The organism is Paenimyroides marinum, from assembly GCF_900108395.1.
GTDB classification, from domain to species: Bacteria; Bacteroidota; Bacteroidia; order Flavobacteriales; family Flavobacteriaceae; genus Flavobacterium; species Flavobacterium marinum.
Genome location: NZ_FNXE01000002.1, coordinates 26,168 through 45,273, shown reverse-complemented (window position 1 = coordinate 45,273; position 19,106 = coordinate 26,168). Strand labels below are relative to the sequence as shown.

Annotated in this window: 19 protein-coding genes; 12 read left to right on the top strand and 7 right to left on the bottom strand. The window is 33.9% G+C overall.

Going from position 1 to position 19,106, the window contains the following annotated elements; translation table 11 throughout:
* Positions 1 to 77: 77 nt before the first annotated feature.
* The 6 genes from BLW20_RS01070 (at position 78) to BLW20_RS01045 (ending at position 6,023) form a co-directional block, all read left to right on the top strand.
* Positions 78 to 809 carry an SAM-dependent methyltransferase gene (locus BLW20_RS01070; RefSeq protein WP_091095447.1) on the top strand — a complete coding sequence of 244 codons (732 nt, stop codon included), beginning with the start codon at positions 78 to 80 and terminating at the stop codon, positions 807 to 809.
* Positions 809 to 1,624 (top strand): ZIP family metal transporter, encoded by an 816-nt coding sequence (locus BLW20_RS01065; RefSeq protein WP_091095446.1) that lies wholly within the window; start codon positions 809 to 811, stop codon positions 1,622 to 1,624. The genes BLW20_RS01070 and BLW20_RS01065 overlap by 1 nt, the downstream gene beginning before the upstream one ends.
* Before the next feature lie 128 nt (positions 1,625 to 1,752).
* Complete coding sequence (gene abc-f, locus BLW20_RS01060; RefSeq protein ID WP_091095445.1) at positions 1,753 to 3,342, top strand: ribosomal protection-like ABC-F family protein; 1,590 nt, start codon at positions 1,753 to 1,755, stop codon at positions 3,340 to 3,342.
* A gap of 44 nt (positions 3,343 to 3,386) precedes the next feature.
* A complete protein-coding gene (locus BLW20_RS01055; RefSeq protein ID WP_091095442.1) occupies positions 3,387 to 4,004 on the top strand; it encodes a WG repeat-containing protein in 618 nt (205 codons plus the stop codon).
* A gap of 212 nt (positions 4,005 to 4,216) precedes the next feature.
* Positions 4,217 to 5,602, top strand: a complete 1,386-nt coding sequence (glmM, locus tag BLW20_RS01050; protein WP_091095440.1) for a phosphoglucosamine mutase — start codon at positions 4,217 to 4,219, stop codon at positions 5,600 to 5,602.
* 58 nt (positions 5,603 to 5,660) lie between these two features.
* Complete coding sequence (locus tag BLW20_RS01045) at positions 5,661 to 6,023, top strand: CoA-binding protein (RefSeq protein ID WP_091095438.1); 363 nt, start codon at positions 5,661 to 5,663, stop codon at positions 6,021 to 6,023.
* Positions 6,024 to 6,080: 57 nt separating this feature from the next.
* On the opposite strand, the gene BLW20_RS01040 is transcribed toward BLW20_RS01045, so the two are convergent.
* Both BLW20_RS01040 and BLW20_RS01035 read right to left on the bottom strand, forming a co-directional pair.
* The gene (locus tag BLW20_RS01040) at positions 6,081 to 6,797 is read right to left on the bottom strand and encodes a peptidase associated/transthyretin-like domain-containing protein (protein WP_091095436.1); all 717 of its coding nucleotides are present in this window, start codon (positions 6,795 to 6,797) and stop codon (positions 6,081 to 6,083) included.
* A 77-nt stretch (positions 6,798 to 6,874) separates the two neighbouring features.
* Positions 6,875 to 8,671 carry a DEAD/DEAH box helicase gene (locus tag BLW20_RS01035; RefSeq protein ID WP_091095434.1) on the bottom strand — a complete coding sequence of 599 codons (1,797 nt, stop codon included), beginning with the start codon at positions 8,669 to 8,671 and terminating at the stop codon, positions 6,875 to 6,877.
* Positions 8,672 to 8,903: 232 nt separating this feature from the next.
* Between BLW20_RS01035 and BLW20_RS01030 the strand changes: the two genes are divergently transcribed.
* Positions 8,904 to 9,674 (top strand): DUF2490 domain-containing protein, encoded by a 771-nt coding sequence (locus BLW20_RS01030; protein ID WP_177165005.1) that lies wholly within the window; start codon positions 8,904 to 8,906, stop codon positions 9,672 to 9,674.
* Positions 9,675 to 9,784: 110 nt separating this feature from the next.
* Positions 9,785 to 10,285: a hypothetical protein gene (locus BLW20_RS01025; protein WP_091095429.1), complete on the top strand. Its 501-nt coding sequence runs from the start codon at positions 9,785 to 9,787 to the stop codon at positions 10,283 to 10,285.
* 7 nt (positions 10,286 to 10,292) lie between these two features.
* Here BLW20_RS01025 and BLW20_RS01020 read toward each other — a convergent pair whose 3' ends face one another.
* Positions 10,293 to 10,868: a non-canonical purine NTP diphosphatase gene (locus BLW20_RS01020; RefSeq protein WP_091095646.1), complete on the bottom strand. Its 576-nt coding sequence runs from the start codon at positions 10,866 to 10,868 to the stop codon at positions 10,293 to 10,295.
* Positions 10,869 to 10,873: 5 nt separating this feature from the next.
* On the bottom strand, positions 10,874 to 12,982 hold the full coding sequence (gene recG / locus BLW20_RS01015) for an ATP-dependent DNA helicase RecG (protein ID WP_091095427.1): 2,109 nt from the start codon (positions 12,980 to 12,982) through the stop codon (positions 10,874 to 10,876).
* A 117-nt stretch (positions 12,983 to 13,099) separates the two neighbouring features.
* Here recG and BLW20_RS01010 point away from each other — a divergent pair, with 117 nt between their 5' ends.
* Together BLW20_RS01010 and BLW20_RS01005 are read left to right on the top strand one after the other, a co-directional pair.
* Positions 13,100 to 14,134 carry a peptide-N-glycosidase F-related protein gene (locus BLW20_RS01010; protein WP_091095425.1) on the top strand — a complete coding sequence of 345 codons (1,035 nt, stop codon included), beginning with the start codon at positions 13,100 to 13,102 and terminating at the stop codon, positions 14,132 to 14,134.
* Between the two features lie 251 nt (positions 14,135 to 14,385).
* Positions 14,386 to 15,102, top strand: a complete 717-nt coding sequence (locus tag BLW20_RS01005) for an NRDE family protein (protein WP_091095423.1) — start codon at positions 14,386 to 14,388, stop codon at positions 15,100 to 15,102.
* A 181-nt stretch (positions 15,103 to 15,283) separates the two neighbouring features.
* Here the strand turns inward: BLW20_RS01005 and BLW20_RS01000 are convergent, their stop codons facing one another.
* Together BLW20_RS01000 and bcp are read right to left on the bottom strand one after the other, a co-directional pair.
* Positions 15,284 to 16,138, bottom strand: a complete 855-nt coding sequence (locus BLW20_RS01000; protein WP_091095421.1) for an aldo/keto reductase — start codon at positions 16,136 to 16,138, stop codon at positions 15,284 to 15,286.
* 217 nt (positions 16,139 to 16,355) lie between these two features.
* Positions 16,356 to 16,808, bottom strand: a complete 453-nt coding sequence (gene bcp / locus BLW20_RS00995) for a thioredoxin-dependent thiol peroxidase (protein ID WP_091095418.1) — start codon at positions 16,806 to 16,808, stop codon at positions 16,356 to 16,358.
* Positions 16,809 to 16,857: 49 nt separating this feature from the next.
* Here bcp and BLW20_RS00990 point away from each other — a divergent pair, with 49 nt between their 5' ends.
* Together BLW20_RS00990 and BLW20_RS00985 are read left to right on the top strand one after the other, a co-directional pair.
* Positions 16,858 to 17,580: a DUF4919 domain-containing protein gene (locus BLW20_RS00990; RefSeq protein ID WP_091095416.1), complete on the top strand. Its 723-nt coding sequence runs from the start codon at positions 16,858 to 16,860 to the stop codon at positions 17,578 to 17,580.
* 15 nt (positions 17,581 to 17,595) lie between these two features.
* A complete protein-coding gene (locus tag BLW20_RS00985; protein ID WP_091095644.1) occupies positions 17,596 to 18,255 on the top strand; it encodes an endonuclease III domain-containing protein in 660 nt (219 codons plus the stop codon).
* 223 nt (positions 18,256 to 18,478) lie between these two features.
* Here the strand turns inward: BLW20_RS00985 and BLW20_RS00980 are convergent, their stop codons facing one another.
* Positions 18,479 to 19,063 (bottom strand): RNA polymerase sigma factor, encoded by a 585-nt coding sequence (locus BLW20_RS00980; RefSeq protein WP_091095414.1) that lies wholly within the window; start codon positions 19,061 to 19,063, stop codon positions 18,479 to 18,481.
* Positions 19,064 to 19,106: the final 43 nt, after the last annotated feature.

Sequence of the window (19,106 nt, the reverse complement as noted above, 5' to 3'; positions counted from 1 at the left end):
ATTCCTTTCCTTCGGGAATGATAAATTTATTTAATTCTACAAAAATAGCGTATTTTTGCCTTTACAAAATTTCTAAAATGCAAGAATCTAAAAAAACATGGTTTCGCAACTGGTTTGATACCCCTTTTTATCACATTTTATACAAAGATCGTGATTATGCAGAAGCACAATTGTTTATTGATAATATTACAGAATACCTGAATTTGCCTGAACACGCAAAAGTACTTGATTTGGCTTGCGGACACGGACGGCATTCTATTTATCTGAATAAATTGGGATACAATGTGGTAGGTGCCGATTTATCGGAAAACAGTATTAATTTTGCCAAAGAGTTTGAAAACGACACCTTACATTTTAAGGTAAAAGACATGCGTGAGCCTTTTGATGAAAAATTTGATGCTGTTTTTAACCTTTTTACCAGTTTTGGATATTTTGAAACCGAAAATGACAATCTGGAAACCTTGAAAGCTATTAAAGAAAGTTTATCTGAATATGGTTTTGCTGTACTTGATTTTATGAATGTGCACAAGGTTATTGAACATTTGGTAGCAAAAGAAACCAAAGAAGTAGACGGAATTGTTTTTAACATTAAGCGGTGGACAGAAAACGGATATATTTTTAAAAACATTTGTTTTGAACATGAAAATGAAAGCTATGATTTTACCGAGCGCGTAAAAGCATTGACTTTGAACGATTTTGAAAAGCTTATGGATCAAGCCGGTATCTTTTTACTGGATACTTTTGGCGATTATAAGCTGCATAAATTCCACGAAAAAGAATCAGACCGTTTAATAATGATTTTTAAATAATGACAACTTATTTACTTCCTTTCATAGCTGTAGTGTTAGGGTATTTTGTGGCAATAGTTATCAAACCCAACAACAAAAAAACCATTAAACTTTTATTGGCTTTCAGCGGTGCCTTTTTACTCACCATGACCGTGTCGCATTTATTACCAGAGGTTTATGCCTATGTTATTGAAGGAAATCATATTGAAAGTACTACAGAACAAGCAGATTTTTCTGTGGTGCAATATTTAAATGATCACAATCATGAAAATTGCGATCATACTTCTTATGAATTAACTAACAACACCACACACAACCACGACCATAACGCAATGAAAGAAATCGGGTTGTTTATTATGTTGGGAATTGTATTTCAGATCATTTTAGAATATTTCTCAAAAGGAGCCGAACACGGTCACGTGCACATACACGAAAAAATGACCTCGTTACCTTGGCTTTTATTTGGTAGTTTATGTTTACACGCATTATTTGAAGGAATGCCCATTAGCCAGCACCATCATTTAGCATGGGCAATTGCAATACACCATTTTCCTATAGCTATTATTTTAACCTTATTTTTCTTACAAGCTCAATTAGACAAAAAGTTTGTTTTTATTTTTATGGTTGCTTTTGCATTGATGACGCCCTTAGGCACTTATCTTTCTCACAGCTTATCATTTTTGAATGATTATTATGTACCGATATCTGCTTTTGTAATAGGCATTCTTTTTCATATTTCATCAACCATTATTTTTGAAAGCAGCGAAGGACATAAATTTAACCTTGCCAAATTATTAGCAATCATTATAGGAATTTCTTTAGGATTTTTTGTTTAATTTATTCGTATATTTGCAGCAGTAAAAATTAAATAAGCACGAAATGTAAAAAATAATTTCTTTCAGATAAACCAAAACAACAACGGCAAAAGCGGTTGTTATATTGTTTCATTTTAAAGAAGGAAATTATGCTTATTCTACAAAACATTTCATACACACATCCTAACAAAGATTTGCTGTTTAGCACTATTCATCTAGCAGTAAACAATCATGATAAAATAGCCCTAATCGGCAATAACGGTGCGGGAAAATCAACTTTATTAAAAATTATTAATCAGGAATTAGCTCCGTCTAACGGACAAATTATTATTGATACTATTCCCTATTTTGTTCCTCAAATATTTGGACAATATAACCATCTTTCCATTGCAGAAGCACTAAAAATTGATGGCAAATTAAACGCCTTAAAAGAAATTTTAAACGGAAACACTACCGAAGAAAATTTTAATGTGTTAAACGATGACTGGACCATTGAAGACCGTTGCAACGAAGCTTTAAAATATTGGCAGCTGAACGATTTAGATTTGTCGCAAAAATTAGAATCGTTAAGTGGCGGACAGAAAACAAAGGTTTTTCTCGCAGGAATTTCTATTCACCATCCCGAATTGGTTTTGTTAGACGAACCCAGTAATCATTTAGATTCCGAAAGTCGTGAACTTTTGTATAATTACATTCAATCTACAAAAAACACCTTAATTATTGTAAGTCATGACAGAAAATTACTGAATCTGTTACATACGGTTTGCGAATTAAATAAAAATGGAATTAAAGTATATGGCGGCAATTATGATTTTTATGCAGAACAAAAAGAAATGGAAAAAAATGCACTAAATCAGGACATTCACAACAAAGAAAAAATATTGCGAAAAGCCAAAGAAAAAGAACGCGAAACTCTAGAACGACAACAAAAGGCGGACAGTCGTGGTAAAAACAAACAAGAAAAAGCAGGCGTTGCCCGAATAATGATGAATACACTTCGCAATAAGGCTGAAAACAGTACCTCTAAGCTCAAAAGTGTTCATACAGAAAAAATAGACGGCATTTCTCAAGACCTTCAAACACTTCGTTCTGCTGTTCCTGATACGGATAAAATGAAATTTGGATTTGATAATTCGCAATTACACAAAGGCAAAATTTTATTCACTGCAACAGATCTTACTTTTGGTTACACTAACAAACCATTGTGGAAAACTAATCTTAATTTTCAAATTACAAGCGGCGAACGCATTGCTTTGAAAGGAAAAAACGGATCGGGGAAAACTACTTTGATCAATATTCTTTTAGGAAATTTTGAACCACAAACAGGAACACTTTATCGGGCTGCAAACAAAGCGATTTATATCGATCAAGATTATTCTTTGATTGATAATCACCTCAACGTTTACGAACAAGCCAAAAAATTCAACAGTTCTGCTTTAGAAGAACACGAAATTAAAATTAGATTAAACCGTTTTCTGTTTTCAAAAGAAGATTGGCAAAAACCTTGTAGTGCGTTGAGTGGCGGCGAAAAAATGCGTTTGTTACTTTGTTGCCTGACAATACACAATAAAGCTCCAGACATCATCATATTAGACGAACCCACAAATAATTTAGATATTCAAAATGTACATATACTAACAAACGCTATCAATGAATATCAAGGCACTTTATTAATTGTATCACACGACGAAATTTTTTTAGAACAAACAAACATGGAACGATCAATTGTAATAGAATAATTCATTAATTTAGTAACCATCTATCCGCTTTAATTTAAAAAATTATGAAATTCACCTTAACACTATTATCCGTTTTTCTCTTTAATATAGTAACAGCCCAAACAAAGTTTAAAGTGGTAGGAACAGAAATAGAAAACTGGCGAAACATCTATTCATTAGTTGACGAATATGGAAAGACATTAAAAGTCTTAGATACTGCAAAATACTATATTTCTATGAATGATGATACGATAGGATATTTCGCAATTTTCGGCAAAAAAAACTCCCCGGGCTGGTCAGCGATTGACGTGAATGAAAACATTCTATTTCAAGTATTTAATACCAGTTTTGGAGAACCAAGCCCTGATTATTTAATTGAAAATAAAATCAGAATAATTGATAACGAAGATAAAATTGGGTTTGCAAACGAAAAAGGAGAAATCATAATAGAACCACAGTTTGAAATTGCCACTTCATTTTACAACGGCAAAGCAATTATTGGAAAAAAATGCAAAAAAATTCCTTGGGGCAATCATGAAGATGAAAACGGCTGCCACCACTACTCTATCACATGTGAATATCAGGGATATATTGATGAAAAAGGAACTATTTTAAAATTAGGGAATTACACCTTTGATGAAATAAAAGAAGAAATTGATTGGAAGACCTATGATGGGTATTAAATAATTTATCTTTTAACTCTCATTAATATGCAATTTTAACAATTTATTAGTTTGTGATTTTAATGACAACCCTGATTAGAATAAAAATTGAACCATAGCAACGCTGTTTGTGATTAACAACCAAACGCGAAATCATTTACAAATAATTTTCAACTTTCCATTTACTTTAATTCACAAAGGAATCTTTATATTTGTTTTTAAAAATAACTAAAATGACTTTAATAAAATCTATATCCGGAATCAGAGGAACCATCGGTGGAAATGTAGGCGAAAATTTAACTCCTATTGATGCGGTAAAATTTGCTTCGGCTTACGGAACGTTCTTAAAAAACAGTTTGCAAAAAGATAATTTAACCGTTGTAATTGGACGCGATGCACGTATTTCCGGTCCGATGATTCATCAATTGGTGATGCAGACTTTGGTTGGTTTGGGTATTAATGTAATCGATTTGGGCTTATCGACCACGCCGACTGTTGAAGTTGCCGTACCAATGGAAAAAGCTGATGGCGGAATCATTTTAACCGCTTCCCACAACCCAAAACAATGGAATGCGTTGAAATTATTGAACAATAAAGGCGAGTTTTTAAGCGGTGCTGAAGGAGCTTTGATTTTAGACATTGCTGAATCCGATAATTTCAATTTTGCCGATGTGGACAACTTAGGAACGATTACTGAAATCAACGATTATATGGACAGACATATCGACGAGGTTTTGAATCTAAAGTTAGTTGATGTGGAAGCTGTAAAACAACGAAAATTTAAAATAGTTGTTGATGGAGTAAATTCTTCGGGCGGAATCGTTATTCCTGCATTATTGGAAAAAATGGGCGTTGAAGTCGTGAAATTGTACTGCGAACCCAACGGACATTTTCCGCATAATCCCGAACCGTTGAAAGAGCATCTGAAAGATATTTGCGAACTGGTTGTCAAAGAACAAGCCGATTTCGGAATTGTTGTAGATCCGGACGTTGACCGATTGGCTTTTATCAGCAACGATGGCGAAATGTTTGGCGAAGAATATACCTTGGTGGCTGTAGCCGATTATGTGTTGAGTAAAACTCCGGGCAATACGGTGTCTAATATGTCGTCTTCCCGTGCCTTGAAAGATGTTACCGAAAAACACGGTGGAATGTACGAAGCATCGGCTGTGGGCGAAGTGAATGTGGTGGAGTTGATGAAGAAAAATAATGCAATAATTGGTGGCGAAGGAAACGGCGGGATTATTTATCCGGAAATCCATTACGGCCGCGATGCCTTGGTGGGTGTAGCTTTGTTTTTAACGCATTTAGCCAAACAAGATTTAGATGTAGCAAGTCTGCGTGCAAGCTATCCGCAATATTTTATGAGCAAAAATAAAATCGAACTGACACCCGAAATCAATGTTGATGCTATTCTGGAAGAAATGAAAAAACGCTATTCCAACGAAAAAATCACTACGATTGATGGTGTTAAGATAGATTTTGCAGAGAGCTGGGTTCATTTGAGAAAATCAAATACCGAACCCATTATCCGTATCTATACCGAAGCACACACACAGCAACAGGCAGATGGGGTGGCTCAAACAATTTTAAATGAAATTCAAGAGATTGTGAAATAGTAATCTATAATCTACCCTTTTATCTTTGATTTAAAAATTGTAACTTGTAAAAAAAATCATGAAAGATACAACGTTAGTAATGGGTGCTTCTGAAAACGTACAAAGGTACTCTAATATGGCAATCAGGAAATTGTTGAGTCATAACCACAAGGTAAAAGCTTTTGGTATCCGCGGTGGAGAGGTTGAAGGTGTTACAATAGAAAAACTACCTGTGCACTGCGATATTATTGATACGGTAACATTATATTTAAATCCTACCAATCAAAAACCATATTATGATTATATTTTAGGTTTAAAGCCAAGAAGGGTTATTTTTAATCCAGGAACCGAAAACAGTGAATTGCAAAATTTATTAAAAGAAAACAATATCAGTTTTGAAGAAGCCTGCACATTGGTTTTGTTAAGTACCAATCAATATTAAAAAATAAAAACCGTTTCATTGTTTTGAAACGGTTTTTATTTTTTGAGTACAACAACATCAATTGCCTAACTTATAATTTGCATAGCATTCGTTAACAGCATTAAAAATCTGGTAATCGCTGGCAGTATAAATAAAGCGTTCAGAATGATTGCAGCGCTGTAATATTTTTACAATTTCTTCTTTAGAAATATCAAGTAAAGCAGAAACCATTTCGCGGTCGTATTTCTTTTTCATTAGTTCAATCAGCTCTACTTCTTTACGAATCTGATTGATTTTTTTTGTTTCACGCGAATTTCGTTTCATGGCATTGTAAATACCATTAATTGGGTTTAAGCCCTGATTATAACTAGGCACGTAACCTGTCGGACCAAAATCGCGGTAATAAGGATAATCTGCCAAGGCAATCAATTTAGTATCAACAGATAAAATTCCGGTCAGTTTCAACGTATTAATTACCACCTCGTCTAAAACCGTAGAAGTATCTTTAATATAAATCTTCATCGTTCCTTCTTTTAACCAGTCGTTTGTGACTTTTATTTTTAATGAACGAAATCCTTCCGAAGAAATATGTAATGTGTCATTTACGTTTGCCAAAATGGTAAAAACACCGTCAGTACTTGTCTGTGCAACCTTTAATGAGCTTAAATTAATGATGTTTACATTGCTTTCCGGACCGTAGCTTAATTCACTGTAAACTGTTCCCTGAATATTTTTTTCTTGTGCATAATTAGCAGCAGAAAGTAGAAAAAAAAATAAAACTGCGAAATATCTCATATTTGTTTTTAGTATGAACCAAAAATACAGGATATTTTGCAGTTTTATGTCTTTATTTTGTAAATATTAACAACAATTTAGTTAGATCTGCGTGGACGATCGCCTCTTACCGATCTTCTTTCGTTGCGAACCGGACGATCATCTTCTCTGCGACGACCAAATTTACCTTCCGTTCTTCGTTCTCCGCCTGATGATCTTCTATCTGATGAGGAACGTTCGCTGCGGAAACCACCGCTTCTGCCTCTTCCATTGTGATCTCTTCGTGATGAACCGCCACCGCTGGTAGAAATTTCAACATTTACCTGACGACCTTCGTGATGCATGTTATTTAAAATTTCCATCACACGTTCGCTATGCGAAGCATCGGTGTTAAAGAATGAAAATCCTTCTTTTACATCTACCTTAAACAAATCGTCTCTGCCTAAATCTAAGGTATCGCGTAAGAAATCTTTCAAACTCATCCAGTCAAAATTATCCCTTGAACCTAAGTTTAAGAAATAACGAACCGATCCGTCTGAATTAACCGATCTTTCACCTTTTTCACGAGATTTTGGAGAATCGATTGTATTTTGTTTTTTGTAATATTCAATAAAACGATTGAATTCTAACGAAAACATTTTTTTGATTAATTCTTCTTTTGATAAATCGCCCAATAATTCTTCAATTTTTGGCAAGTATTTATCAATTTCTGAATCAACCTCCACACATCTTGCTTTGTTTGCTAAGTGAATTAACTGCACTTCGCAAATTTCCATTCCGGTTGGAATTGGTTTTTGAACGAATTTCTTTTTAATGATACGTTCAATCTGACTGATTTTTTTGTATTCAGATTTTGTAACGATAACAATTGACGTACCCGTTTTACCAGCACGCCCGGTACGACCTGAACGGTGGTTATAGGTTTCAATTTCATCGGGTAACTGATAGTTGATAACGTGTGTGATATCGTCAACATCAATTCCACGGGCAGCTACATCGGTAGCAACCAACATTTGAATTTGACGGCCACGGAACGCTTTCATTACTCCGTCACGTTGTGCTTGCGACAAATCTCCGTGCAAAGCAGCAGCGTTGTATCCGTCTTCAATTAATTTTTCAGCAACTGCCTGTGTATCGCGTTTGGTTCTACAGAAAACCACCGAAAAAATATCGGGATTCATATCTGCCAAACGTTTTAATACCGGATAACGGTCGCGTGCACCTACCAAATAGTACTCGTGCGACACGTTTTCAGACCCCTGATTTTTATGACCAACAGTAATTTCCTGAGGTTTCGTCATAAACTCTCTGGCAATTCGCGCTACTTCCTGTGGCATTGTTGCCGAAAATAACCACGTATTTTTTTCTTCTGGTGTATCAGATAAAATAGAGGTAATGTCGTCATAGAATCCCATGTTTAACATTTCATCAGCCTCATCTAATACGCAAATTTGTATGTTTTTAATGTTAACATAGTTTCTGTTAATCATATCCTGCATACGTCCCGGTGTTGCCACAATAATCTGTGCACCGCGTTTTACTTCTTTTGCCTGCTCTGTAATGCTGGCACCACCATAAACAGCCACGGTATGTAATCCTTTCACATACTTTGAATACTGTTTAATTTCGTTTGTAATTTGTAAACACAATTCTCTGGTAGGCGATAGGATTAATGCCTGTGTGCTTCTGTTCTCCGGATCAATTTTTTGAATCAGAGGAAACCCGAAAGCAGCTGTTTTCCCAGTACCCGTTTGCGCCAATGCAACAATATCTGTATCGTGTTGCAACAATAAGGGAATAGCTTTTTCCTGAACCTCTGAAGGTGTTTCAAAACCTAAGTCCTGAATTGCTTTTAATAGCAATTCGTTTAATCCTAATTCTTGGAATTTATTCATATAATTTTTAAAATAGGTGCAAAGGTACGGATTTTTTTGCTGATTCTCAATTTTAATACAAGAAAAGGTATTTGTTTTTATATTTTGTTTAAAATGAAGCGGATCTTAACTAAAAAAACATTTTATAGTAAACAAAAGATAATGTAAAAAATTTCGTTCCCAAATGTTTCCCAATTTCAGGATTTACTTTGTTGCATGATTTTAAAAGTAATAAACTAAATATCCTATTAAATTGAAAAAACATTTTACATTCCTATTGGTTCTTTGTTTTGCAAACACCATCACTGCTCAAATAAGTTCTCCGGGGCTGGGGAAAGCAAACAATGCCAATTGGTTCGCCGTTGGGGTACAGCAGCAGCTTGATACCATACAATATAAAAATTGGCAGTCGATGACTTATGTTGGCGTGGGCAGAAAAAGTAATCCCGATACGAACAATCCTTTTCATAAACCGGCAATTTTTGTTATTAATCAAGAGTTTTATCATCAGTTTCATAACAACTTGCAGTATTCTGTGGCGTTAAGTTACCGAAAACAAAACGAATACTCAGACACGTTTCCTTATGAAGAAGATGATCCAAAATGGAAACAAGAATTTCGGATTTATGGCAGGTTTTCGTATATTTTTAAAACCGGACGTTTAAAATTTACACCTACCATCCGACAAGAATTTAGAAAATTCTATGCTCCTGATTTTACAAATACTTATGAAAATTTTCAATTGCGTTCACGCTTCCGTTTGCAATTAGCCATAAATTTAGATGCGGACAAACATCATAAATTAACATTTAATTCAGAACAACTGTTTTCAATAAGCAAAGAAACCACCCAATGGTCTGATTTTAATTATCGTGAAAGTCGTTTTTCTTTGTATTACTCTTATTCACCTGTGAAAATTCCCGTTACTTTTAGTTTGGGATATATGAAAAATATTGTTGGAGCAACGAACAGTTATGCTGTTGATTATTTTGCATTTGATATGGTTTTTAAAGATTTGTTTTAACTGAGATAAAAACTTAAATTCTGTATGTTTATTATTTTATAATTTTAATAGTTAACGTTAATAAATAACTTACTTTTGAATTAAAAACATCAACCTAATTAATAAATTTTATGAAAAGCATTTTTTTATTACTATTCAATTTGCTTACGCTATTAAGTTTCTCGCAAAATGAAAAAAGTTATAGAGATCCATTTTATTTGAATATTGTGATGAATAGTGAGCAAAATTATGGAATGAATGTTGAATCTTCACCATATTTTGTAAAAGACAATATTCTTCAATTATATCCAACCGAAAAGTTATTTATTGAAACTGAAATTAGAAACGATACGATTTTTTCAATGAAAGTAGTAAAGGAAAATCTTTATCCTGAAAAAACTATTGAAGTTGATTTTGAACAATATGCAGAAGATCGAAGTAAAGTTTCAATGTTTTTAACTGTAAAAAACCCTTTTGATAAAAATTTAATTTACACTGCCCTTATGTATACGCCTGATAGTAATGATTGGAAATCAACAAGTATTTTACCTGTGAGACCAAAATTGTCAGGTGTTGAAATTTGGCCTCACGCAATTATAACTTTAGTTTTGACGGATTGGAAATTAGAATAAATACAATCTAAAGATTATTCAAAAACTCAATCAATTGCTCAACTGCTCTGCCGCGATGGCTTAATTTGTTTTTTTCTTCCAATGTCATTTCGGCAAAAGTTTTACCAAGATTTTCAGGTTCAAAAATGGGATCGTAACCAAAACCGTTTGCTCCTGTTTTTTCCTTTCTAATTTCACCAGTTACAATTCCTGTAAATAAATGCTGCTGGTCATTAATGTTTAGAGCAATTACGGTTTTAAACTGTGCTTTTCTGTTGGGTTCGTTTTGCATTTTCTCTAAAACCAGATCCATATTTTTCTCCGCATTTTTATCTTCGCCGGCATATCGGGCCGAATACACTCCGGGAGCTCCGTTCAAGGCTTCAATTTCTAAACCGGTGTCATCGGCAAAACAAGGCAAACCATATTTTTCAGTTACATAATTCGCTTTTAAAAGGGCGTTTCCTTCAATGGTATCTGCCGTTTCAGCAATTTCTTCGGTACAGCCAATTTCTTCTAAAGTTATAATTTGAATAAATTCAGGCAGTTGATTTTGAATTTCCTGAACCTTATTTTTATTGTTTGATGCAAAGATTATTTTCATTTTTTTTAACTTATATAATTCCAAATATTATTTTTTCGGGCAAGGACTTCAAAGGCAGATTTTAACGCCTGATGTTCCGGTTTTTCAAAATTGATGTCTTGTTTTAAAAGCTCAATGGCTTTTATTCTTGCCAATTTTAAAATTTCCTGATCCTTGACTAAATCGGCAATCTGCAAATTTAAAACGCCGCTTTGCTGTGTACCCATAATATCACCCGGTCCACGCAACTTTAAATCGATTTCAGAAATTTCAAAGCCATCATTCGTCTTACACATAGCATCCATACGTATTTTGGTATCATTGCTTAATTTATTGCCGGTCATTAAAATACAATAGCTTTGTTCGGCACCACGCCCTACTCTTCCCCGTAACTGGTGTAACTGGCTCAACCCAAAACGCTCTGCACTTTCAATAATCATTACCGATGCATTGGGCACATTAACACCCACTTCAATCACCGTAGTAGCAATCATAATATGGGTTTCTCCTTTTACAAAACGTTCCATTTCGGCATCTTTATCTTTCGGAGTCATTTGTCCGTGCACAATGCTTACACGATAATCAGGCAATGGAAAATCACGGCTGACAGCATCATAACCTTCCATCAGATTCTTATAATCCAATTTTTCACTTTCCTGAATCAGCGGATAAACGATATAGATTTGTCTGCCTTTTGCGATTTCCTGTTTGATAAACTGCCATACTTGTAAGCGTTTGCTTTCAAAGAAATGAAGTGTTTGAATGGGTTTTCTTCCCGGCGGTAATTCATCAATCACCGAAACATCTAAATCGCCGTACAAACTCATTGCAAGTGTTCTGGGAATTGGAGTGGCGGTCATAACCAACACATGGGGTGGTAATATATTTTTCTTCCACATTTTAGAACGTTGTTCCACACCAAAACGGTGCTGTTCATCGATGATGGATAATCCTAAATTTTTAAATTGCACTTTATCTTCTAATAAAGCGTGTGTTCCTATTAAAATATGAATGCTTCCATTGAGCAAATCTTCGTGGATCTGGTTGCGTTCTTTTGTTTTTGTAGATCCGGTTAAGAGTGCCACATTGATGCTTATTTTATCAGCCATTTCTTTTATTCCGATGAAATGCTGATTGGCTAAAATTTCGGTCGGAGCCATTAAACATGCCTGAAAACCGTTGTCTAACGCCAGTAACATTGACATAAAACCAACAATGGTTTTTCCGGCCCCTACATCGCCTTGCAATAAACGGTTCATTTGAGCTTCGCGTGCCATATCGGTTCTGATTTCCTTTAAAACCCGTTTTTGGGCATTGGTCAGCGGAAAAGGCAAATGTTCGTGATAAAACATATTGAAATAATCGCCCACTTGTTCAAAGGCAAATCCTTTAATTTTCTGTTTACGTACCACATTTTTAGACAGCAATTGCAACTGAATAAAAAACAATTCTTCAAATTTTAACCGAAATTGTGCCCGGTTCAATAATTCAGAACTTTTAGGAAAATGAATATTAAAAAATGACTCATTTTTAGGCAACAACCTCAGTTCGTTTATTAAATTTTCAGGAAAAACTTCTTTGAATAAATGATGTGTTTCTATAAAAACCTGCTGCATCATTTTGGTAATGCTTCTGTTAGAAATATTCTTTTTGGTTAATTTTTCTGTAGATGGATACACGGGTTGCAAAGCAGATTGCAAACTTTTTTTGTGCTCTTCAACGGTTTCCATTTCGGGGTGTGGCATTGAAAATATTCCGTTGAAATGATTGATCTTTCCAAAAATTACATACGGTTGATTGATTTGTAAATTTTCTTTCATCCACTTTTGTCCCTGAAACCATATCAATTCCATTTCACCATAACCATCGGTAAACACAGCAACTAATCTACTGCCTCTTTTTTGCTCAACGGTTTTTAACCTGATAATTTTCCCAACAATTTGAATTTCTGCATTCAACCCCGCATTTAATTCGTTGATTTTATAGTATTTGGTACGATCAAGATATTTATAAGGATAAAAGTTAACCAGGTCTTTATACGTAAAAATCTGCAATTCTTTTTTCAATACATCAGCTCTTTGAGGACCAACTCCTTTCAGGTATTCAATAGGTGTATCTAAAATATTGTACTGCATTTTTACTTTTTTGTAAAGTTAAACGTATTTCGTTAATTTTTAAAATTTCTAAAGAAATACAGATTATATTACAAATTAAAGTATATTTACAATTCATTAACATTTACTATATCTTTTATGAAGAAAACTTTATATTTATTAGGGTTAATCTTAACCATGATGTCTTGCGGAGATGATAACACACCAAAAGACATAGATGAACCACAACCTGACGAACCAAAAATTACCAATGTAAAAACATTTGAAAAAGTAAAAGTAGCTTTTGCAGATGGTGCATCGCAAAGTGCAGAAAAGACAGTTAGTTTTCCTACAGATATTGAGAATATTAAAACGGTGAAAATGTACATTCAAGATTTTTGTCCGAATAAAGATTGTGATGAGTGGGATCGTTTTGCAAACATCTATGTAAAAGATAAAACTTCGAACGAATGGTATGAAATCGGACGTTTTATTACTCCATATTGGGTGGGAACCGAAAAATTAGAAAGAGGATATGAAATTGACGTAACCGATTTTAAATCTTTATTAACAGGCTCAACCGAACTAAAAATTTATACCGAAACATGGAACGCGAAAGGAAGAACTTACAGCGTTGATTTTGATTTTGAATATGGAACTCCTGATTATAAATATTCAGCTGTGGTTCCTGTTTTTCAGTATAACAAATCGTCAATTGACGGTGTTCCTTATGGTAAAACACATGATTTTGATATGGACAAACAGATAAACATTGCTGCAACTACCGAAATTGCTTATTTAAGAACGATTATTTCAGGTTGGGGGCACGCCACACCAAACGATACCGATGGACGCGGATGTGCCGAATGGTGTTACAGAACCCATCATATCAACATTAACGGTACACAAACTTTCGAACATAATTTAGAGGGGATTGGTTGTGCAGACAATCCAATTAACAATCAATCACCAGGTAACTGGAAGCCGGATCGTGCGGGCTGGTGTCCGGGAATGGTTGTTCCGGTTCGTTTTGATAACCTTCAAAAAACATTATTCGGGTCTAGTTTTGGATTTGAATATGAATTTGAAGATTGGACAAACAATAACGGTAACGGTGAAGCGTATTATGCCATTTCTACTTTTGTGGTGGTTAAAAGCAATAATCCAATTACAAAACCTGTGGTTACAGATTAACCATAGAAAGACTTCCCAATCGGAAGTCTTTTTTTTCAATTTAATATAAAATTGAAAGATTGTCTTTACTATACTATACATTATCCATGTTTCATCTACGGAGCTCCTGCAATTTCAGAATATCTTCCGGTTTCTACACTTTTTATCTTCTCTTTTTCAAACTCAAAATACCTTAAAAATCCAGATGCGGTATTGATCTTACATAATCTTATGAATAAATTGTAAATTTGATAAGTAAAAAATAGCATCTTATGTGTACGCTTACATTTTTCCCTATAACCGATGATAAATTTGTTTTGACGAGCAATCGGGATGAACAACCTATGCGTGAAACCATTCCACCAATGGAATACGAACACAATGGAGATATTTTGATTTATCCGAAAGACAAAAAAGCAGGCGGAACCTGGATTGGTGCCAATAAAAACGGTAGAGTTGCCAGTTTGATGAACGGAGGAAAAGTACCACACGAAAGAAAAGACAGCTACCGACTTAGCAGAGGGATTGCAATGACAGAACTGCTTCAAGCAAAAAATATAATGGAATTTCTAAAAACATTTGATTTTAGCGGCATTGAACCTTTCACTATTGTATTAATAGAACCGCAAAACAAAGCAAATACTGAGAAATTTAAAGCTTTTGAATTGATTTGGGACGAAGAAAAACTTCACGTTACTGAATTAGCATGGAAACCTAAAATATGGTCTTCCACTCCACTTTACACAAGAGAAGTCCACCAAAACAGAACAGCATGGTTTAACCAGTTTATCAATGAAACACCACAGATTTCTCCTGATAAAATTTGGGATTTCCACCATACAGCCGGAAATGGTACTAAAACAACCGATTTTATCATGGACAGAGGATTTATCCGCACCAAAAGTATTACACAATTTGTAAAAGACGACATCATAAAATACAAATATGAAGATTTAGATAAGAACTTACTTGTTGATAAAGTACTGTAAATACAATAGTTTTCGTAGTATATATTAATTGTTATGTTGAATAATCTGTCGCAGTTAAATTTTCTGAAATTTAAGGAATTGATCTGTCGTTTGGTAGAATTTTAACAACGATTAATGAAAGGGCAATTGTTTCTGCCAAAAACGAATGTATAGGGTTCAATGGTTTCTTTTTGCATGTGTTTTAGCTGACAGGAACACGATCAGGCCATTCGTTGGGTAATTCTCCACTGAAACCCATTGCTGGAATTTGATTGATTTGTTCCATTTCTTCTGGGGTTAGTTCAAAATTAAAAACGTCAATATTATCTTTAATTCTTTCTAAAGTTGTTGACTTAGGAATTGGAATAACCTGATGTTGCAAACACCAACGCAAACACACTTGTGAAATTGATTTTTGATGATTCTGTGCAATATTTTGGAGCAATTCATTCGAGAAAACCTGACCTCTTGCTAAGGGCGACCAAGCTTCTGTTAGAATATTTTTAGCATTACAATAATCTTTTAGTTCAGGCTGCCAATACCCGGGATGAAATTCGATCTGGTTGATTGCAGGCATAACTTTTGCAGTTTCCAAAAGAGCTTCTAAATGTTCGATCCAGAAATTACTTACACCAATTGATTTTAATTTTCCTTCATGTTGCAGTTCTTCCATGGCACGCCATGTCTCCGCATTTACCTTTTTCCAGTCGTTACCAAAATTTTTAAAGTTTGCCGGCCAATGAATCAAATACAAATCAATATAATCTAATTGAAGTTTTTTTAAAGATTCTTCCACAGCCTTTTTAGTCGGTTCGTATCCTAAATTTTCTCTCCAAACCTTTGTTGTAACAAAAATCTCTTGGCGCGGAATACCACTTTCTTTAATACCTAACCCAACCGCTTCTTCGTTTTCATATTTAGCTGCGCTATCTAATAACCGATAACCGTTTTGCAAGGCTTGCTTTACCGATTCTATCCCTTCTTGCTCCGTTGCTTTGTATGTGCCAAAGCCAATAGACGGTATTTTGTTGCCGTTATTTAATTGAATATACTTCATGATTCAAACATTTATTATTAAATATTATGATTATCACGAACTTTACACCAAAATAGAATATAATTAATATTTTATTCACTTCAAGCGAAGTCGAGATCTTATAATTTCAAAGACTTCTCCATAGCCTGTTTTGAGCTTGTAGAAAGGCTTCACTTTGTTACGCTACCAGAAGTGGCGAGTTTAAACATATCTTGGTATAAAATAAGTAGCACTCATTTTATTTTAAAATCTGGTTGCTGTGTTCTTTTGTTTTTACTTTTGAGATAATATCTTCAATAATTCCTTTTTCATTGATAATAAAGGTAGTTCTGTGAATTCCGTCGTATTTGCGTCCCATAAATTTTTTTGGTCCCCAAACGCCAAACGCATTAATGATTGTTTTGTCTTCATCGGCGATTAACGGATAATTCAGATTATTTTTTACAGCAAAATTCAATTGTCTTTTTTGAGAATCGGCACTTACACCAACAATTTGATAATTTTCCGCAATAAACCGCTCAATATTGTTTTGTAAATCACAAGCTTCGGCAGTACAACCAGGAGTTGAAGCTTTTGGATAAAAAAACAACACTACTTTTTTACCTTTAAAGTCTGATAAATTTACAGTATTTCCATTTTGATCAATTCCTGAAAAGTTTGGAGCTTTATCGCCTGTTTGTAATGTGGTCATAAATTAAAATTTACTATTTTTGGTAAAATTATAAATAAACCCATACTTTATGAAAATTATTACTCTAGCTTTTTTAATATTTAGTTTAAATGTTTTCTCTCAACAAAGTCCTAATACAAAAAAAGTAGATTATAAATCTATTGAAAAAGAAATTAAGAATAAAGATTCTGAATTCTATTTCCAAAATCTAAAAAAGCGATTTGTTGAATTAGATACTACATTAACAACTACCCATTTACACCATCTGTATTATGGTAGTTCTTTAATGAATGATTTCAAGGTTCACAATCGTCATACTCTTGATGAAAAAATTCTTAAATATTACCAATCTGAAAATATCTCTGACGAACAATGGAATGAAATTATTACTTATAATGAAAACCTGATAGCAAAAGAGTTATTTATTGATTTTGAAGCATTCGACATTTTATTAACAGCATATCATATTACAAACAATCTTGATAAATATAATAAATTAGGTGCTTTATATGACAAACTATTAGGTGCTTTACTTGAAACCGGTAATGGACTTACCCAAGAAACAGCAATGGATGTGATTTCTACAACACACGAATATTACATAATGCAAACGTTAGATTTAAATGTAAGTGGACAAAGCTTGTTAACTGACAACGAAGGTAGATCTTATGATTTTTTGGCTGTTAAATACACTGATGATGATAAGGAAGAAACAGAGAATGCTGACCGACTAGAAGGTCTTTATTTTGATGTAACAAGGCTATTCGAATTATATGCCGAACGATTCAAATAATTCTATTTAATGAATATGAAAAAACAAGAAAAAGTTCAGTTTGTAATTGACACTTTAGAGAAATTATATCCTGAAGTTTCTATTCCGTTAGATCACAAAGATCCTTATACCTTATTAATTGCGGTTTTGCTTTCTGCTCAATGTACCGATGTACGCGTGAACCAGATAACGCCAAAATTATTTGCTATTGCCGATAACCCGTATGATATGGTTAAACTTACTGTGGAAGAAATTGCAGATATTATCCGTCCGTGTGGATTATCACCCATGAAATCCAAAGGAATTTACGGTTTAAGTAAAATTTTAATCGATCAATATAAAGGCGAAGTACCGGCAGATATAAACATATTAGAAACATTACCTGCCGTGGGGCACAAAACGGCATCTGTGGTCATGTCGCAAGCCTTCAACATTCCTGCTTTTCCTGTAGATACGCACATTCACAGATTGATGTACCGCTGGAATCTAAGTTCAGGAAAAAGTGTTGTTCAAACCGAAATGGACGCCAAAAAACTTTTCCCTATAAACACTTGGAACAAATTACATTTACAGATGATCTGGTACGGCAGAGAGTATTCGCCGGCACGTGGCTGGAAACTGGAAAAAGACATCATTACCCGAACCATTGGCAAGAAATCTCTTATCAATGAATTGTTGAAAACCAATAAGCAATAAAAAAAGGAACTTATTAAAAGTTCCTTTTTTAGTTTTGAAAAGTTATGAAATTAAAAGAGTCTTTTTTTACCATTTTGGTACTTTTTGAATAATTTAAAACAAAATCAATGGTACTCTTTTTAGGTAATAGATTGTTTTGTTGTTTACTGTTGCTTTTGTAATTTTTTATCATAGAATAAAACTTAATTTTATGATATAACGCCACAACCTTTCTTTATATTGTTTAATCGTTTAAAATAATTTGTTTTTGATTGATTATTTTACGCAAATTAATAATGGCATAACGCATTCTGCCCAGAGCTGTGTTGATACTGATACCGTTTAATTCTGCAATTTCCTTAAACGTTAAATCGTCATATAACCGCAACCGTATTATTTCTTGTTGGTCTTCGGGTAATTTTAATACCAATGATTGTAAATCATCTTCAATTTGCCCGGTTATAATGCGGGCTTCAATATTCATTTCACTATCAAGAATTTTACTAAAAAGAGGAAATTCTTCTTTTTCGCGTTGCATTTTAACTTTTGACTGCCTTCTAAAGTGATCAATGATTAAATTATGGGCAATACGCATTACCCAAGGCAAGAATTTTCCTTCCTCATTATAATTTTGCTTTCTAATGGTATTGATTACCTTAATAAAAGTATCCTGAAAAATATCGTCAGATAAATCCCTGTCTTTTACTTTAGAAAAAATAAAACTGTATAATTTTGATTTATGACGCTCAATTAACTGCGCCAAAGCCCATTCGTTTCCAGAAGCGTATTCATTTAATAATACCGCATCTGACAAAATTTCTTTTGCCATCCTCACTTATGTTTTAGGTTTTTATTATAAGTACAGATGTGTT

Coding starts and splice junctions, on each gene's coding strand:
- BLW20_RS01070 (WP_091095447.1), top strand. CDS start 78: ATGCAAGAATCTAAAAAAACATGGTTTCGCAACTGGTTTGATACCCCT.
- BLW20_RS01065 (WP_091095446.1), top strand. CDS start 809: ATGACAACTTATTTACTTCCTTTCATAGCTGTAGTGTTAGGGTATTTT.
- abc-f (WP_091095445.1), top strand. CDS start 1,753: ATGCTTATTCTACAAAACATTTCATACACACATCCTAACAAAGATTTG.
- BLW20_RS01055 (WP_091095442.1), top strand. CDS start 3,387: ATGAAATTCACCTTAACACTATTATCCGTTTTTCTCTTTAATATAGTA.
- glmM (WP_091095440.1), top strand. CDS start 4,217: ATGACTTTAATAAAATCTATATCCGGAATCAGAGGAACCATCGGTGGA.
- BLW20_RS01045 (WP_091095438.1), top strand. CDS start 5,661: ATGAAAGATACAACGTTAGTAATGGGTGCTTCTGAAAACGTACAAAGG.
- BLW20_RS01040 (WP_091095436.1), bottom strand. CDS start 6,797: ATGAGATATTTCGCAGTTTTATTTTTTTTTCTACTTTCTGCTGCTAAT.
- BLW20_RS01035 (WP_091095434.1), bottom strand. CDS start 8,671: ATGAATAAATTCCAAGAATTAGGATTAAACGAATTGCTATTAAAAGCA.
- BLW20_RS01025 (WP_091095429.1), top strand. CDS start 9,785: ATGAAAAGCATTTTTTTATTACTATTCAATTTGCTTACGCTATTAAGT.
- BLW20_RS01020 (WP_091095646.1), bottom strand. CDS start 10,868: ATGAAAATAATCTTTGCATCAAACAATAAAAATAAGGTTCAGGAAATT.
- recG (WP_091095427.1), bottom strand. CDS start 12,982: ATGCAGTACAATATTTTAGATACACCTATTGAATACCTGAAAGGAGTT.
- BLW20_RS01010 (WP_091095425.1), top strand. CDS start 13,100: ATGAAGAAAACTTTATATTTATTAGGGTTAATCTTAACCATGATGTCT.
- BLW20_RS01005 (WP_091095423.1), top strand. CDS start 14,386: ATGTGTACGCTTACATTTTTCCCTATAACCGATGATAAATTTGTTTTG.
- BLW20_RS01000 (WP_091095421.1), bottom strand. CDS start 16,138: ATGAAGTATATTCAATTAAATAACGGCAACAAAATACCGTCTATTGGC.
- bcp (WP_091095418.1), bottom strand. CDS start 16,808: ATGACCACATTACAAACAGGCGATAAAGCTCCAAACTTTTCAGGAATT.
- BLW20_RS00990 (WP_091095416.1), top strand. CDS start 16,858: ATGAAAATTATTACTCTAGCTTTTTTAATATTTAGTTTAAATGTTTTC.
- BLW20_RS00985 (WP_091095644.1), top strand. CDS start 17,596: ATGAAAAAACAAGAAAAAGTTCAGTTTGTAATTGACACTTTAGAGAAA.
- BLW20_RS00980 (WP_091095414.1), bottom strand. CDS start 19,063: ATGGCAAAAGAAATTTTGTCAGATGCGGTATTATTAAATGAATACGCT.